The organism is Lachnoanaerobaculum sp. MSX33, from assembly GCF_000512995.1.
GTDB lineage: Bacteria > Bacillota > Clostridia > Lachnospirales > Lachnospiraceae > Lachnoanaerobaculum.
The window spans coordinates 45,519-61,020 of sequence record NZ_AZXX01000011.1 but is presented as its reverse complement, the minus strand read 5'-3'; the positions used below and the strand labels follow the sequence as shown (position 1 = coordinate 61,020).

Annotated in this window: 18 protein-coding genes; 14 read left to right on the top strand and 4 right to left on the bottom strand. The window is 37.2% G+C overall.

The genetic code is table 11. From position 1 onward, the window contains the following. Positions 1 to 104 precede the first annotated feature (104 nt). The 10 genes from ispE to HMPREF1495_RS01570 all read left to right on the top strand — a co-directional run bounded on the left by ispE (position 105) and on the right by HMPREF1495_RS01570 (position 6,368). Complete coding sequence (ispE, locus tag HMPREF1495_RS01615; RefSeq protein WP_034211493.1) at positions 105 to 983, top strand: 4-(cytidine 5'-diphospho)-2-C-methyl-D-erythritol kinase; 879 nt, start codon at positions 105 to 107, stop codon at positions 981 to 983. A 20-nt stretch (positions 984 to 1,003) separates the two neighbouring features. Beyond that, positions 1,004 to 1,684 (top strand): GntR family transcriptional regulator, encoded by a 681-nt coding sequence (locus HMPREF1495_RS01610; protein WP_034211491.1) that lies wholly within the window; start codon positions 1,004 to 1,006, stop codon positions 1,682 to 1,684. Further along, a complete protein-coding gene (locus HMPREF1495_RS01605; RefSeq protein WP_034211489.1) occupies positions 1,684 to 2,733 on the top strand; it encodes a D-alanine--D-alanine ligase family protein in 1,050 nt (349 codons plus the stop codon). The genes HMPREF1495_RS01610 and HMPREF1495_RS01605 overlap by 1 nt, the downstream gene beginning before the upstream one ends. 6 nt (positions 2,734 to 2,739) lie before the next feature. After that, positions 2,740 to 3,543 (top strand): glutamate racemase, encoded by an 804-nt coding sequence (murI, locus tag HMPREF1495_RS01600; RefSeq protein WP_034211487.1) that lies wholly within the window; start codon positions 2,740 to 2,742, stop codon positions 3,541 to 3,543. 289 nt (positions 3,544 to 3,832) lie between these two features. Then, positions 3,833 to 4,279 (top strand): DUF1934 domain-containing protein, encoded by a 447-nt coding sequence (locus HMPREF1495_RS01595; protein ID WP_007595250.1) that lies wholly within the window; start codon positions 3,833 to 3,835, stop codon positions 4,277 to 4,279. A gap of 49 nt (positions 4,280 to 4,328) precedes the next feature. After that, positions 4,329 to 4,910: a rhomboid family intramembrane serine protease gene (locus tag HMPREF1495_RS01590; protein ID WP_007595251.1), complete on the top strand. Its 582-nt coding sequence runs from the start codon at positions 4,329 to 4,331 to the stop codon at positions 4,908 to 4,910. A gap of 7 nt (positions 4,911 to 4,917) precedes the next feature. Next, positions 4,918 to 5,154, top strand: a complete 237-nt coding sequence (locus HMPREF1495_RS01585; protein ID WP_007595265.1) for a DUF3791 domain-containing protein — start codon at positions 4,918 to 4,920, stop codon at positions 5,152 to 5,154. Next, positions 5,151 to 5,624 carry a DUF3990 domain-containing protein gene (locus HMPREF1495_RS01580; protein ID WP_034211485.1) on the top strand — a complete coding sequence of 158 codons (474 nt, stop codon included), beginning with the start codon at positions 5,151 to 5,153 and terminating at the stop codon, positions 5,622 to 5,624. Before HMPREF1495_RS01585 ends, HMPREF1495_RS01580 begins: the two co-directional genes overlap by 4 nt. Then, positions 5,621 to 5,851, top strand: a complete 231-nt coding sequence (locus tag HMPREF1495_RS01575; protein WP_034211484.1) for a DUF3791 domain-containing protein — start codon at positions 5,621 to 5,623, stop codon at positions 5,849 to 5,851. The genes HMPREF1495_RS01580 and HMPREF1495_RS01575 overlap by 4 nt, the downstream gene beginning before the upstream one ends. Then, complete coding sequence (locus HMPREF1495_RS01570; protein ID WP_242832825.1) at positions 5,829 to 6,368, top strand: hypothetical protein; 540 nt, start codon at positions 5,829 to 5,831, stop codon at positions 6,366 to 6,368. The genes HMPREF1495_RS01575 and HMPREF1495_RS01570 overlap by 23 nt, the downstream gene beginning before the upstream one ends. A 23-nt stretch (positions 6,369 to 6,391) precedes the next feature. Here HMPREF1495_RS01570 and HMPREF1495_RS13735 read toward each other — a convergent pair whose 3' ends face one another. Together HMPREF1495_RS13735 and HMPREF1495_RS01565 are read right to left on the bottom strand one after the other, a co-directional pair. Beyond that, the gene (locus HMPREF1495_RS13735) at positions 6,392 to 6,535 is read right to left on the bottom strand and encodes a hypothetical protein (RefSeq protein ID WP_156912970.1); all 144 of its coding nucleotides are present in this window, start codon (positions 6,533 to 6,535) and stop codon (positions 6,392 to 6,394) included. Between the two features lie 5 nt (positions 6,536 to 6,540). Next, a complete protein-coding gene (locus HMPREF1495_RS01565; RefSeq protein WP_007595268.1) occupies positions 6,541 to 6,798 on the bottom strand; it encodes a type II toxin-antitoxin system RelB/DinJ family antitoxin in 258 nt (85 codons plus the stop codon). Positions 6,799 to 6,975: 177 nt separating this feature from the next. Between HMPREF1495_RS01565 and HMPREF1495_RS01560 the strand changes: the two genes are divergently transcribed. The 3 genes from HMPREF1495_RS01560 (at position 6,976) to HMPREF1495_RS01550 (ending at position 12,106) form a co-directional block, all read left to right on the top strand. Then, positions 6,976 to 10,434 (top strand): DNA polymerase III subunit alpha, encoded by a 3,459-nt coding sequence (locus HMPREF1495_RS01560; RefSeq protein ID WP_034211481.1) that lies wholly within the window; start codon positions 6,976 to 6,978, stop codon positions 10,432 to 10,434. Between the two features lie 133 nt (positions 10,435 to 10,567). Beyond that, a complete protein-coding gene (locus tag HMPREF1495_RS01555) occupies positions 10,568 to 11,338 on the top strand; it encodes an Mrp/NBP35 family ATP-binding protein (protein ID WP_007595279.1) in 771 nt (256 codons plus the stop codon). 54 nt (positions 11,339 to 11,392) lie between these two features. Next, the gene (locus HMPREF1495_RS01550) at positions 11,393 to 12,106 is read left to right on the top strand and encodes a GTP pyrophosphokinase (protein WP_007595280.1); all 714 of its coding nucleotides are present in this window, start codon (positions 11,393 to 11,395) and stop codon (positions 12,104 to 12,106) included. A gap of 45 nt (positions 12,107 to 12,151) precedes the next feature. Here HMPREF1495_RS01550 and HMPREF1495_RS01545 read toward each other — a convergent pair whose 3' ends face one another. Both HMPREF1495_RS01545 and fumC read right to left on the bottom strand, forming a co-directional pair. Further along, positions 12,152 to 13,522 (bottom strand): MATE family efflux transporter, encoded by a 1,371-nt coding sequence (locus HMPREF1495_RS01545; protein ID WP_034211478.1) that lies wholly within the window; start codon positions 13,520 to 13,522, stop codon positions 12,152 to 12,154. 14 nt (positions 13,523 to 13,536) lie between these two features. Then, positions 13,537 to 14,901, bottom strand: a complete 1,365-nt coding sequence (gene fumC, locus HMPREF1495_RS01540) for a class II fumarate hydratase (RefSeq protein ID WP_034211476.1) — start codon at positions 14,899 to 14,901, stop codon at positions 13,537 to 13,539. A gap of 70 nt (positions 14,902 to 14,971) precedes the next feature. Between fumC and lepB the strand changes: the two genes are divergently transcribed. Then, positions 14,972 to 15,502 carry a signal peptidase I gene (gene lepB, locus HMPREF1495_RS01535; RefSeq protein ID WP_034211474.1) on the top strand — a complete coding sequence of 177 codons (531 nt, stop codon included), beginning with the start codon at positions 14,972 to 14,974 and terminating at the stop codon, positions 15,500 to 15,502.

Genomic DNA, 15,502 nt, shown 5'->3' with positions numbered 1-15,502 from the left:
ATATATGTAGATTAGAAAAACCTAACTGTTGTTTTTATACAAATTTTAATGTATAATTTTAGGAACAATATTTTTAGGGGCAGTAAAATACAGAGGTTTATTGAATGAAAGTAAGGGCATTTGCAAAAATTAATTTATGCTTGGATGTACTGAGAAGAAAAGATAATGGTTACCATGAAGTAGAAATGGTTATGACAAATGTTGATATATTTGACGTACTTGAAATAAAAGAACTTGAAGAAAAAAAGATATTACTTAAATCATACAATACTGATTTGGCAATGGATGAGACCAATCTTATATACAAGGCCATAGTGCTTTTACAAAATGAAACCGGTAAAGATTTTGGTGTTGAAGTTTTGCTCGAGAAGAATATCCCGATGGAAGCCGGCATGGCAGGTGGAAGTGCGGATGCGGCGGCAACATTAAAAGCGGTAAATGAGCTTTTTAAACTCGGTGTAAGCGATGAGAGACTTTTGGAGCTTGGAGCAAGCCTTGGTGCCGATATACCTTTTTGTATAATGGGAGGAACGGTACTGGCAAGCGGAATCGGAGAAAAGCTTAGGCGGTTAAGCCCATTACCGAAAATGAAACTTTTAATAGTAAAACCGAAAGCGGGACTTTCTACAAAAAGGGTATATGAGAGCCTTGATATAGAAGGGCTTAACAGAGCAGGTTTTAAACATAAAGATGTGAGTGAAATGGTTTCCGTCATAGAGAGTGATGAAGCCGATAAGACAAAGATAGAAAAAATTGCAAAGCGACTTGATAATATTTTGGAGGTACCTTCAATAAGGCTTTTACCTTTGATATCGGATATAAAGCAAACAATGCTTGAGAATAATTGTCTGGGAGCTCTTATGAGTGGAAGCGGAACTGCAATATTCGGTATCTATGAAAATGATGAGGATATGCAAAAAACCAAAGAGATATTGGAAAGAGACGATAGAATAAATTATATACAGATTACAAATACGCTATAGAAAGATATATGGAGGATACAATGACAGCTTTTTCACATGCAGAAGGAGATGAATATATGCCACTGAGAGATGTGGTTTTTAAAACTTTAAGGCAGGCAATTCTAAGAGGAGAATTGCAGCCGGGTGAGAGACTTATGGAGATAGCTCTCTCAAAGAAGCTTGGAGTGTCAAGAACACCTATAAGAGAAGCTATAAGAATGCTTGAACTTGAAGGTCTTGTGCTTATGATTCCGAGAAAGGGTGCAGAGGTTGCAGGGATTACCGAAAAGAATCTTAGAGATACTCTGGAAGTGAGAAGAGCCTTGGAGGAGCTTGCAATAGAACTTTCATGTACAAAGATTACGGATGAGGAGCTAAATGAGCTTGAGCAGGCTGAAGAGGAATTTGTTGAGTCAATAGAAAATAAAGATATTATTGATATTGCACGTGCAGATGAGAAATTTCATGATATAATATTTACAAGCACAGGCAATGATAAGTTGGTTCAGATGATAAATAATCTACGTGAGCAGATGTATCGTTACAGACTTGAGTATGTAAAGGCTGAAGCGACAAGAAATCAGCTTATGGAAGAGCATGAGATGATATTAAAGGCGCTAAAGAGTAGAGATAAGTCGGAGGCTAAGAGAATCATTGCCGAGCATATAAATAATCAGGAGGTCAATGTTTCCAAAAAGATTAAGGAAACACCTACAAAATAATGAGGAAATTAGTGATAATATTCGGAGGACAGTCCTCTGAACATGAGATATCTGTAATATCTGCAACCAATATATCAAAACAGGTGGATACTGATAAATATGAGCTCATTTTAATCGGTATCACTAAGGAAGGTAAATGGCTCAAGGTTGAGAATATATCTTCAATGGAAGACGGAAGTTGGATTAATTCAAAGAATTGTGCATTTATTTTGCCTGATGCAACAAAAAAGTGTATAATAGTAGAGACAGATGGGGAATATAAAGAAATTCATGTGGATGTGGTATTCCCTGTACTGCATGGACTCTATGGTGAAGACGGTACTGTTCAAGGACTGTTGGAACTTGCAAAGATTCCCTATGTAGGGTGTGGAGTTTTAGCCAGTGCCGTAGGTATGGACAAGCTCTATACAAAACTTGTTGTTGACAAGCTGGGTATAAGACAGGCCGCATATGAGCCGGTACTTGACTATGAAGCGAGGGAGGATTTTGAAGGAGTAATAAAGAGGATTGAAAACAGATTTGACTATCCGGTATTTGTAAAGCCTTCAAACGCCGGTTCTTCAAGAGGTGTGTCAAAAGCCTCAAACAGAGAGGAACTGGAAAAAGGTATAAAAGAAGCTCTAAATCATGACAGAAAAGTTCTTGTGGAAGAAACTATAGTGGGACATGAGGTGGAATGCGGAGTGCTTGGCAAACCGGGAGATGTAATGGCAAGCGGAGTCGGTGAGATAAAATCGGCGGCAACATTCTATGATTATGATGCAAAATATAAGCTTGATTCACTCACATTGCTTGACTCAAAGCTTCCTGACGGAGTAAGAGAAAAACTTCCGGAGTGTGCAAAAAAGATTTTTACAGCTTTGGACGGATTCGGACTTTCAAGAGTGGACTTCTTTGCAAAGGAAGACGGAGAGATTGTATTTAACGAGATAAATACAATGCCCGGATTTACCGCAATAAGTATGTATCCTATGTTATTTGAGGCTGCAGGTATCGGAAAGAAAGAGCTGATTGACAAACTCATTGATTTGGCTTTTGAGAGAAGGTGATTTTTCTTGAATTTACCTATAGGAATATTTGATTCAGGTGTCGGAGGGCTTACGGTAGCAAGGGAAATAGTGTCGCAGATGCCAAATGAAAGTACTGTTTATTTTGGAGATACGGCAAGAGTTCCATACGGCTCCAAGTCAAGAGATACTATTATTAAATACTCCGGACAGATTGTAAAATTTTTACAGACAAAAAATGTAAAAGCTATTGTGATTGCGTGCAATACCGCCAGTGCCTTTGCACTTGACATATTAAAGACAGAGATTGATATACCGATTATGGGTGTTATTCATGCAGGTGCCATAACTGCCGCCGAAACCACAAAGGTGGGAAGGATTGGAGTTGTGGGTACCAGCGGAACAATATCAAGCGGTATATATGAGAAAACTATTCATCAGATAAATAATGAACTTGAAGTAATACAAAAGGCATGTCCGCTTTTGGTTCCTTTGGTAGAAGAGGGACTTATAAATGACAGAGTTACAGATGAGATTATTTCAAGGTATGTTAGTGAATTAAAGAGCAGACATATTGACAGTCTGGTATTGGGATGTACCCATTATCCTTTACTGTATAAGACTTTTGGAAGGATTATGGGAGAGGAAGTTTCCCTTGTAAATCCTGCATATGAGACCGCGAAGGAATTGAAATCTTTGTTGGAGCGTGAGAATCTTTGTGCCGTGGATGACGGCGAAGTTTTTCATGACTTTTATGTCAGTGATATGGCGGAAAGATTTAGTGATTTTGCATCTTCTATTATGCCCGGCATAGTAAAGAAGGCCGGTATAGTCAATATAGAGGAATTTTAGTGACAATAAAATATTGTTACGATTAAAAAACATTTAAAGCTTTGCAGAATGCATACAAATTGGATTGGCTAGACAAGAGTGTACATAAAGCAGACAGGCATTCTTTGTTGAGCATAGTTATCAGTTTTTTATTTAAGGTTATTTTATATAGAATAGTGGGGAGATACATTTTTCTAGTAAACTATCATTCTTTTATTTTAAACTTGATATTTGCATAACAACCAGTGGTAGCTTAGGGTTGGGTAGAGACCGCATTGCGGCTTCTACTATGGTTTTAAGGTAGAAGATTATGAAAGAATTTGTAGATATTGAGATTAGCGGCTCTCATTTGAGGTATGATGAGAACGATCCTATTGCCGTGAATATTTCAGGAAATCACTATATTGATGGTGATATACACAAAATAACTTACGTGGAAGAAGCCCAAGGTTTTGATGAAATTATCCTTAATACAATAATAGTAAAGAAGAACAGGGTTGAAATTATCAAAGAGGGTGTGGTAAATTCCAAGATGGTATTTGCCAATAACAGTAGGTACAAAACAATATATGACACTCCCTTTGGAAGATTGGATATGGAAACAGAGACAAAGCTTCTGCTCATAGATATGAACGAGGAAGAGATAAATGTCTATGTTGAATATATACTCTACATAGAGGGAGATAGGGCATCAAATTCAAAGATGCGCATTCACATAGTTGAAGCTGTTGATAGAGTAGATAAAAAGGGTGGTTGATCCGCCCTTTTTTAGAACAGGTTAGTTAAACCTAAGTCAAGGAGAAAATATGGACAATAAATTAAAAATTTCATTCAATTCACCGGTTATATTGGGATTTGTTATTTTGAGCTTTATAGTATTTGTAATGGATGTTATTACGGGAGGACTTTCCACAAGACTTTTCTTCAGTGTATACAGATCGTCTTTTATAAATCCTCTTACATATATCAGATTTTTCGGACATGTACTTGGTCATGCAAATCTTGATCATTTCCTTGGTAATATAATGCTGATACTTGTAATCGGACCGATGCTTGAAGAAAAGTACGGCTCGGCGAATATACTCTTTGTAATTCTTGCAACTGCACTTGTAACAGGATTGGTACATTTCTTTGTATTCCCGTCTTCAGGATTGCTTGGAGCAAGCGGTGTAGTGTTTGCATTTATACTCCTTTCATCATTTGCAGGATTTAAAGAAGGAAAAATTCCTTTTACTTTTATTCTTGTAGCGCTTTTATATATCGGAGAGCAGATATATCAAGGATTCTTTGTACAGGACAATATTTCAAATCTTACTCATATCCTCGGAGGTATAGTAGGTGCCCTGCTTGGATATGTGATGAATAAGGGGAGAATGAACAGGTACTAGGGTATTTATGGAGAGAGAAATAATATATGATATTTCTGTTTTGGAATATGTGTTATTTTGTATAGAAGGTCTTGCAAAAAAGCTGGGAAAAGACGGAAGAGAAGTATATCAAATACTGACAGAGGACAGCGATATATTAAACAGTTATATAGTACCGTCATATGATGTATTACATACACAGGGTAAGGACTATATTATTGAAGATATTTTGGATGTGATGAAGAAAAGAGGTCTGACGGTATGAGATTATATCATGGTTCATATACAGAAATTAAATCACCGGATTTATTACATTCAAGAAAAAATGTTGATTTCGGATTGGGATTTTACACAACGCCATTGTATGAACAGGCTGTAAATTGGGCAAGAAAGTTCAAAAGAAATGGAGGCAATGGGATAATATCATATTATAGATTTGATGAAAAGGTTCTTCATAAATTAAAGGTATTAAACTTTGATAAATATTCAGATGGATGGTTGGACTTTATTTTAAATTGTAGAGCAGGTAAGGATGTATCAGATTATGATGTGGTAATAGGTGGTGTTGCTAATGATAAAGTATTTAACACTATTGAATTATTTTTCGATGGACTGATTGACAAGAAAGAGGCTATAAGTCGATTAAAATATGAAAAGCCTAATCTACAGATATGTTTCAGGACACAAAAAGCGTTGGACTACAGTTTATTGTATGAGGGAAGTGAGACAATATGAATGCAAATCCTGTGTTATTACAAAAGAAATATGCACGCATTATAGAAAATTTTGCACGAAAAAAAAACATTTCAATTGAGGAATCTTTAGATTTTTTTTATCACTCATTTACATATGAACTGATGAGTAAAGGGATTTCCGATATGCATTGTATGAGTGATGAATATTTGATTGAAGATTTGGAGCGAGAATATAGTGGCGAGTATGGAAATAGGAAAACTATATGAGATATACTCAACCGATGATGAAAGCTTTAGCGTAGGATATCTGCTGTATCAAAATGATGATATCTGTATATTTAAAGCGTATGATGATCAGGGGAGAGAAGCAGGAATTTATGCTTTTAAAAAGAAAATAATAAGCTCATGTTTTGAGGGTACGGAATATTTAGCCAAAATGAAATTATATATAGATTACTGGAAGGGTAAAGAAATAAAAACGGTATCTATGAATGACTTGGACGGTGAAATATCTATTGAAAATATCCTCGAATATATAATTTCGAGTAAACGAATATCAACTGTTATGATAGATTCGGATGATGAAATGTATACAGGTTTTATTTCAGAATTAGATGCTGTATCTGTAGCTATGGAATGTGTAGATATATCAAATGCAAAAGTTTATGATAAAATAAAAATTAATGTAGGAGATATATGCTTTATAGAATTTAACAGCGTAGATAATGATGTACTTTTATATGCGTACAGGAATCTTAACGGAAAGCATGACTGTTGCAAATAGATTATCTATAAGCGATCCATTGTTTAAAAGGGAGATATCATAAAATTTTTATATTTTGTGATATCTCCCATTATTTTAATTATAGTGTCCACGACAGGATAGGATTGTCCTGACTTTGCCAATAAAGGTAGTCTTCCCATGGCTTCATCAAACCATATTTTATGCATAAGTTTTACTCCTCTATAATATCATGCTCTACACCAAGTCCGGCATTAAGGGCAGTCACTCCTCGGCGTAAATGAGCTACATTATTCTCCGAATAAAACGGATCCATAGAGACTTCAAAAGGTATACGATGCTCTCTGCCAACTTTCTTGGCAAATATAGTAAAGGCCGCACTCATAGAAAGTCCAAGCTCATTACAAACATTTTCCATTCTCTTTTTATCCGCCTCATCCAGACGAAAGTTTACATTAACGGTCTGTGCCATAAAACTTCTCCTTTCTTATATTGATGAATTTATTATAGCATTTGTAAAGAAAAATACAAGAAAAGTTATATAAAATATATTTACATAATATAATCAATATTGATTTTTACAGATACTCTCCAATTTCCCAAAATATGATATAATATAATAAGTATTGAATGAAAAAAGAGGAGAAATATGTCTTTTACACATCTACATGTACATACAGGATATTCATTATTGGACGGATCCTGTAAGATAAAAGAGATAATAAGTAGAGCAAAAGAACTCAATATGACATCACTTGCCATTACAGATCATGGAGTGATGTATGGAGTCATAGATTTTTATAAAGAGGCAAAGGCACAGGGTATCAAACCGATACTTGGTTGTGAAGTGTATGTAAGTCCTTCATCAAGATTTGAAAAGCAGGCAAAGCAGGGAGACAGATACTATCACCTTATTTTACTGGCAAAAAATAATAAGGGCTATGAGAATCTGACAAAGATAGTTTCAAAAGGTTTTACCGAAGGTTTTTATTATAAACCGAGAATAGACTTTGAACTGTTACAGGAGTATCATGAGGGTATAATAGCGCTTTCAGCTTGTTTGGCAGGTGAAATCCCAAAGCTTATATCAAGGGGAAGAGAGGATGATGCAAGAAAGGCTGCACAAAAATATAAGGATCTGTTTGGTGAGGATTCTTTTTATTTGGAGCTTCAAAACCATGGAATTCCCGAGCAAAAGTATGTGAATCAGGTTCTGGTAAAAATCGGAAAAGAGCTTGATATTCCGCTTGTGGCAACCAATGATATACACTATATAAATGCCGAGGACGCTAAGGCACATGATATACTCTTATGTATACAGACCGGTAAGACAGTGTCGGATCCGGACAGAATGAGATATGAGGGCGGACAATTTTTCTTAAAGTCAGAAGATGAGATGAAGGCACTATTTCCATATGCAATAGATGCTGTTGAAAATACCGGTAAGATAGCGGATATGTGTGATGTGGAAATAAAATTCGGTGAGACCAAATTGCCTGAATATCCTGTGCCGAATCAAATGTCGGCAAAGGAATATTTGGAAAGTTTGTGTCAAAGCGGTTTTGAAAGAAATTACACGGACGATTATCCAAACAGAGAAGAAATAAAGAGCAGAATGTACTATGAGCTTGGCGTAATAGAAAAAATGGGTTATATAGACTATTTTTTGATAGTTTGGGACTATATAAATTATGCAAGAAGCAAGGGTATCTCTGTAGGACCGGGAAGAGGTTCTGCAGCAGGAAGTGTAGTATCATACTGTCTTGGAATCACCGATATCGATCCGATAAAATATAATCTTATCTTTGAGAGATTTTTAAATCCTGAGAGAGTTTCCATGCCGGATATAGACGTGGATTTTGCGGATGAAAGACGTGGTGAAGTTATTGAATATGTGGTAAACAAATACGGCAGTGAAAGAGTATGCCAGATAATAACCTTCGGTACATTGCAGGCAAGAGGTGTTATCAGAGATGTCGGAAGAGCTATGGAGATTCCATATGCAAGATGTGACAGTATTGCAAAGATGATACCAATGGATAAGGATATTACTTTGGGGCTTGCACTTGAGAGAAATAAGGAACTTAAAGAACTGTATGACAGTGATGAAGTGGTTCATGAACTTATAAATTACAGTTTGAAGCTTGAGGGACTCCCAAGACATGCCAGTATTCATGCGGCAGGCGTTGTAATCTCAAAAAAAGCTGTTGAAGAATATGTACCGCTTGCACTTGGAGTGGATAATGCGGTTACAACACAGTTTACCATGACGACCTTGGAGGAGCTCGGTCTTTTAAAGATGGACTTTTTGGGACTTCGCACACTTACAGTACTTCAAAATGCTCTGGCAATGATAAAGAAAAATCATGATATAGATATCGACTTAAAAAATATCGACTATGATGATAAAAAGGTATATGAATTCATATCCACAGGAAGGACAGATGCGGTATTCCAGTTGGAGAGCGGCGGAATGCAAAGCTTTATGAAGCGATTAAAACCTGAAAATCTTGAGGATATAATTGCCGGTATTTCACTTTATCGTCCGGGTCCTATGGATTTTATACCGAAATATATTGCAGGTAAGAATAACAAAGACAAAGTAAGCTATGATACGCCACAACTTATTTCCATACTTGAACCGACCTATGGCTGTATAGTATATCAAGAGCAGGTAATGCAGATTGTGCGAGATCTGGCAGGATATACCATGGGTGGAAGTGATGAGGTTCGCCGTGCCATGAGTAAGAAAAAGGCACATATTATGGAGATGGAGCGAAAGAACTTCGTATACGGAAATGAAGAAAAGGGTATCAATGGTTGTATAAATAACGGTATAGGGGAAGATGTGGCAAACAAGATCTTTGATGAAATGATCGACTTTGCAAGCTATGCTTTCAACAAATCACATGCGGCATGTTATGCAGTGGTTTCATATCAGACCGCATATCTGAAATATTATTATCCGAAAGAGTTTATGGCGGCTTCACTCACTTCAGTAAGCGATAATCCGACCAAGCTTATTGAATATATGGGTGGCCTTTCCGATATGGGTATAAAGATATTGCCTCCGGATGTAAACCTTGGTGAGGGAGCATTCAGTGTGGATGAGGACGGCATAAGATTCGGGCTTTCCACCATAAAGGGTGTCGGAAAAGCGGTATCCGATGCGATTGTAAGAGAGAGGACTTTAAACGGAAAATTTCTTTCGCTTGAAAACTTTATAAACAGACTTCCGCAAAAGGATTTGAATAAGAGAAGCATTGAAGGCTTTATAAAGTCGGGAGCACTTGACGGTATGGAAGGAAACAGACATGAAAAAATCCTTAATGCGGAACTTTTCATAGATAAGAAGTCCAAGGAGAGTAAGGCTGTGATTCCCGGTCAGATGTCATTTTTTGATGTGGTAAGTGAAGAGGATAAGGATAGCTTTGTGTCTGAACTTATTCATATAGAGGAGTATCCTAAAGAAGAACTTCTAAAATATGAGATGGAAGTTATGGGGATGTATGTGAGCGGACATCCTTTGGAAGAATATATTCCCCTTTTGGAAAAACACTCCGATGCAAGAAGCATTGACTTTTATCCGGATGAAAACGGAGAGATTCCGTTGGAGTCGGGAATTAAATTGACCATTGGCGGATTGCTGGTGGAGGTAAATAAAAGATTCACCAAAAAAGGCGATATGATGGCTATATGCACTCTTGAAGATCTGTATGGAAGAATAGAACTTGTGGTATTCCCGAAGGCATTTGAAAACTACGGCAATGAGCTGGTAGAGGGTGGAAAAGTATTTGTTAAGGGAAGAGTTGACACCTCGGGAGAAGAGGAAGGCAAACTAATAGTAGATACTGTAAGTGAGTTTGGAAGAGTGAAAAAAGAACTTTGGATACAGTATGCCGATAAGGAAAGTTATGAAGAGGATCTTGGAAATCTCCTTACAGATATAGGCATGATGAGCGGAAATGACAGTGTTATCATATATCTGAAAAAAGAAAGAGCAAAAAAGGACCTTGGAGGTGAGTGGGGAGTGCCCGCAGATGAGGCTGTCAGAATACTTGGCGAAAGACTTGGCAGCGACAATGTAAAGGTAGTGGAGAAGATTTAAAATATAAAAGTCAGATATGTAACAAAACGCATAGAAAAATATTGATTATTTTAGTATAATTACTTTGTGCTCAATAGAGTATTATACTAAGTAAGAAAGGAAATTATAGACATCAGTCTATACGGTTTTTAATATGGCAAATAATGAATTCAGGGAAGAGCTTGACCCTCAAAGCAGTGTAAATAAAGTTATAGGAATTGTCTCCGGAAAGGGAGGCGTCGGTAAGAGCCTTGTAACATCTCTTATGGCGGTAAAGGCAATGTCAAAGGGCTTTAGAGTCGGTATTATAGATGCCGATATCACAGGACCTTCCATACCTAAGGCATTCGGGCTTAGCGGAAAGCTTGGGGTTACATATGATCAGCTTATGGTTCCGGCTGTTACAAATACAGGAATCAATGTGGTAAGTACAAATCTTATCTTAGAGAATGAGACAGATCCGGTTATATGGAGAGGCCCTGTAATAGCAGGTGTTGTAAAGCAGTTTTGGAAGGATACAGTATGGAACAATATCGACTATATGTTTGTTGATATGCCTCCGGGTACAGGAGATGTTCCGCTTACAGTTTTCCAGTCAATACCTGTTGACGGAATTATCATAGTTACCAGTCCTCAGGAGCTTGTTTCAATGATAGTTGCAAAGGCTGTAAACATGGCTAAAAAGATGAATGTTCCTATACTCGGTCTTGTTGAGAATATGAGCTATTTTGAGTGTCCTGATTGTGGAAGCAAGCATGAGATATTCGGAAAGAGTCATATTGATGAGATAGCAAAAAAAGAAGGATTGAAGGTACTTGCAAAGCTTCCTATAGATCCTGAAGTGGCGAGACAGGTGGACGCAGGTCTTGTAGAGTATGTTAAGGCACCTTGGTTTGATGAAGCGGCAGATTATATTTTAAAATAATTATTTTGACCGGGGAATATACCGGAAAGAGTATGCAAAAGAAGTGGAGAGCTTATGTATATATCAAATAACCCGAATAACGAATTGGAGCAGTCCATTGTACAAGTTCCCGATTTGGTACAGATACCTGAAGAAATACATGAAATGGCACAGAAATTTCAGGAGGCCATGATGATGTATACCTGTGCAATCAGGGAAGTAAAGACAAAGCTGGAAGTGTTAAATGATGAACTTTCGGTTAAAAACAGAAGAAACCCTATAGAGGTGATAAAATCAAGAGTAAAAAAGCCGAAAAGCATTGTGGAAAAGTTAAAAAGGCGCGGACTTCCGCTTACACTTGATTCAATAGTCAATAATCTGGATGATGTGGCAGGTATAAGAGTTATCTGCTCATTCCTTGATGATATTTATGAAGTGGCCGATATGCTTACAAGACAGGACGATGTAAATCTGATTGCCGTAAAGGATTATATAAAAAAGCCTAAGGAAAACGGATATCGCTCTTACCATCTTATTATCGAGATACCGGTATTTTTCTCGGAGAAAAAGCAGCCTATGAGGGTTGAGGTACAGATAAGGACTATTGCCATGGATTTTTGGGCTAGCCTTGATCATCAGCTGAAATACAAAAAGGATTTTATTGATTCCGACGATGTTGAAAGACAGCTTAAGGAATGTGCCGATGTGATAGCAAATACGGACCAGCAAATGCTTAATATAAGACAAAGCATAGAGTCAAGAGGTATAGAAGTAAGAAAACCGAGATAAAAAGTGGGGCTGTAACTTATGAAAAATTAAGTTACAGCCTTTTTGTTAATCAATAGTATATATATTGGATTTTAACCAAAGCTTCATCTTGCTGAAGCCGAACATGTATATCAAAAACAGTGTGCTGGTGATGATCCATGAAATCGGATAAGCCCAGAGTATTGTATAGAAATTCGGGAATTTCGGTACCATTACAATTATCCAGACTATTCGAAGTACGCATACACCTCCGGCGGTCATTATCATAGGTATCCAGCTGTCACCGATTCCTCTGAGAGACCCTGAGAAGATCTCAATAATGATGTATGCCGGGAAGGCAACAACCATAAAATTCAGCATATCCGTACCTATCTTTAACACATTCTCGTCCTTGGTAAACAGGGTATAAATACTTCTTCCAAAGAGCTTTAACATTATCATTACTATTCCGGTAACTACGACAGATAAAATCATTCCGTATATTATTCCTTTTTTTACTCTTTCTTTATTACCGTAGCCGAAGTTTTGTCCGGTGAAGGTGGTAACGGAGATTCCGAGAGACTGTATAGTCATCCAAAAGAGAGTGTCTATTTTACCGTAGGCGGTAAAAGCGGCAATTGTGTCGGTACCGAGAATGTTTATAGAGGCCTGAATAAGTATATTTGCAATGGTGTACATGGCAGACTGCATTCCTGCGGCAGTACCTATACTTATCATTTTACTGAGCTCCGAAAAATTTATTTGTAAATTTTTTAATCTTAATTTTAATGCATCATTTCTGTTATAGAGCACTATAATAACCAATACGGCACTGATTATTTGTGATGTAACGGTTGCAATTGCTGCACCTGTTACGCCCATATTCATATAGCGTATCAATATAATGTCTAAAACTATATTCACAAAACAGCTTATAACAAGGAATATAAGCGGAGTTTTGGAATCACCTACAGCACGAAGGAGTCCGGCTCCCATATTGTAGATAAGATTAGGTGCAAGTCCCAGAAAGTATATTTGAAGATAGGGTAATGCCATAGACATCATGTCATCCGGAATATTCATATTTGCAAGCATTGTCTTTGAAAATATTATACCTAATATACTGACTATGATTCCCACTATAAGTGAAAACGCAATTGAAGTATGAACGCATATACTTACAAGCCTATCGTTTTTGGCACCATAGTGTTGTGAGACGATTACACTGAAACCGGAGGATAATCCTACAAAAACGCCTATAAAAAGATTGATTATTGTACTTGTGGTTCCACCTACGGCTGCAAGTCCGAGCTTTCCTACATTTTGACCTACGATAACCGCATCTGCAGTGTTATACAGCTGTTGGAAGAAAGTTCCAAGGAGTATGGGGAAGAAGAATAATAAAAGCCCGAAGGTAATATTCCCCTTGGTCATATCCTGCTTCTTGGTTTGTTGCATAAATATCCTTTCTTTTATATCATTTCTTCAGGTTTAAAAACCTCATCAAATTTTTTCTCTGTCATAAGATTCATGACAAGAGTCGCCTCTTTTAGAGAAATATTTTTCTCATGTGCAAGCTTGGCAACTTTTGCAGCGTTTTCATATCCGATATATGGACTGATTGCGGTTACAAGCATCAGTGAATTATGCAGATTTTCATGCATTTTTTGTTTGTTTGCCTTGATACCGCACACACAGTGAACTCTGAATGAGTCCATTCCTTCAGATAAAATTCTGACAGACTGAAGAAAGTTATGGATAAGCACAGGCATAAACACATTCAGCTCAAAATTACCCTGGCTTGATGCCATATTTACAGCCGTATTATTTGACATTACCTGTACGCATACCATAGTCATTGACTCACACTGTGTAGGATTTACTTTTCCCGGCATTATTGAGCTTCCCGGTTCGTTTTCAGGGATAAATATTTCACCCAAACCGCATCTTGGTCCGCTTGAAAGCCATCTTATATCATTTGCTGTTTTCATCAAATCGCCTGAAAGAGATGAAAGTGCTCCATGTACAAAGGCAAGTTCGGATTTTGAAGTTAAAGCATGGAATTTATTGCTGTCTGTGACAAAATCTTTACCTGTAAGTTTTGAGATATTCTTTGCAACCAGAGTATCAAATCCCTTAGGAGCATTCAGTCCCGTACCTACAGCAGTGGCACCGAGAGCAAGCTTTTTTATAAAGGGAAGCGCACTTTCTATTTGCTTATAATCATTTTCAAGGGAAGCCCTCCATCCGCTTATCTCCTGTGAAAAGGCGATAGGAGTGGCATCCTGTAAATGTGTTCTTCCGGATTTTACAATTCCTTTATTTTCCTCTTCAAGCTTTTTAAATGCAAGTATAAGCTTGTTTAAAGAAGGCAGGAGTTTATCCTGTACTTCCAAAACTGCGGCTATATGCATTGCGGCGGGGAAGGTGTCGTTTGAGCTTTGTGACATATTTACATCATCATTCGGATGCAAAAGTTTTTTACCCAAGATCTCATTGCCTCTATTGGTAATTACCTCATTTACATTCATATTGCTTTGAGTACCGCTGCCGGTCTGCCATACGGAGAGCGGGAAGTGCTCGTCCAGTTTACCTTCAAGTATTTCATTGCAAACTGTACTTATAATATTCGACTTTTCCTCTGTCAGTTTTCCAAGCTCAAGATTTGTAGCGGCACAGGCTGACTTCAGATATGCAAATGCTCTTATCACCTCCATCGGAATTTTTTCGGTACCGATTTTAAAGTTTGAAAGACTTCTTGCTGTTTGAGCGCCGTAATATTTGTCCACAGGTACTTTGATACTGCCCATAGAGTCATGCTCTATACGATATTCCATAGTTTTCTCCTAACATCATTTATGCTATAATCAGTTTAACAAAAAACAAAATAAAAAAACAGGTCAATAAATGAAAATAAAAAAACAAGAGTCAAGATTTTTAATAATACTGGACATATTGATGCAATTGGCAGTGATACTTTCACTTGCATGGTTTGTGGTGTATATATTCGGAGCAAAAACATTTATGGTCGGTCAGTCCATGTCACCGCAGATAGAGCAGGGAGAGGCTGTACTTATAAATAAAGCCGCATATACTTTTTTAAAACCTAAAAGATATGATTTGATAGCATTTAAAAATACAGACGGAAGAGTATGTATCAGAAGAGTAATAGGGCTTCCGGGTGAAAGTGTTAATATAAGAGAAGGTTTGGTTTATATAGACGGTGAAGCGTTGGATAAATTTTTTGAGGCTTCATCGGGCGGTTTGGCGGCGGACGAGATTAAGTTGGCAAGCAATGAATATTTTGTATTGGGTGATAACAGAGTCGGAAGTGAAGATTCCAGAATCTCTACAATAGGAAATGTGACGGAAGATATGATTATAGGTAATGCATGGATCAGAGTATTGCCTGTAAAAAGGATAGGTTTTATAAAATAG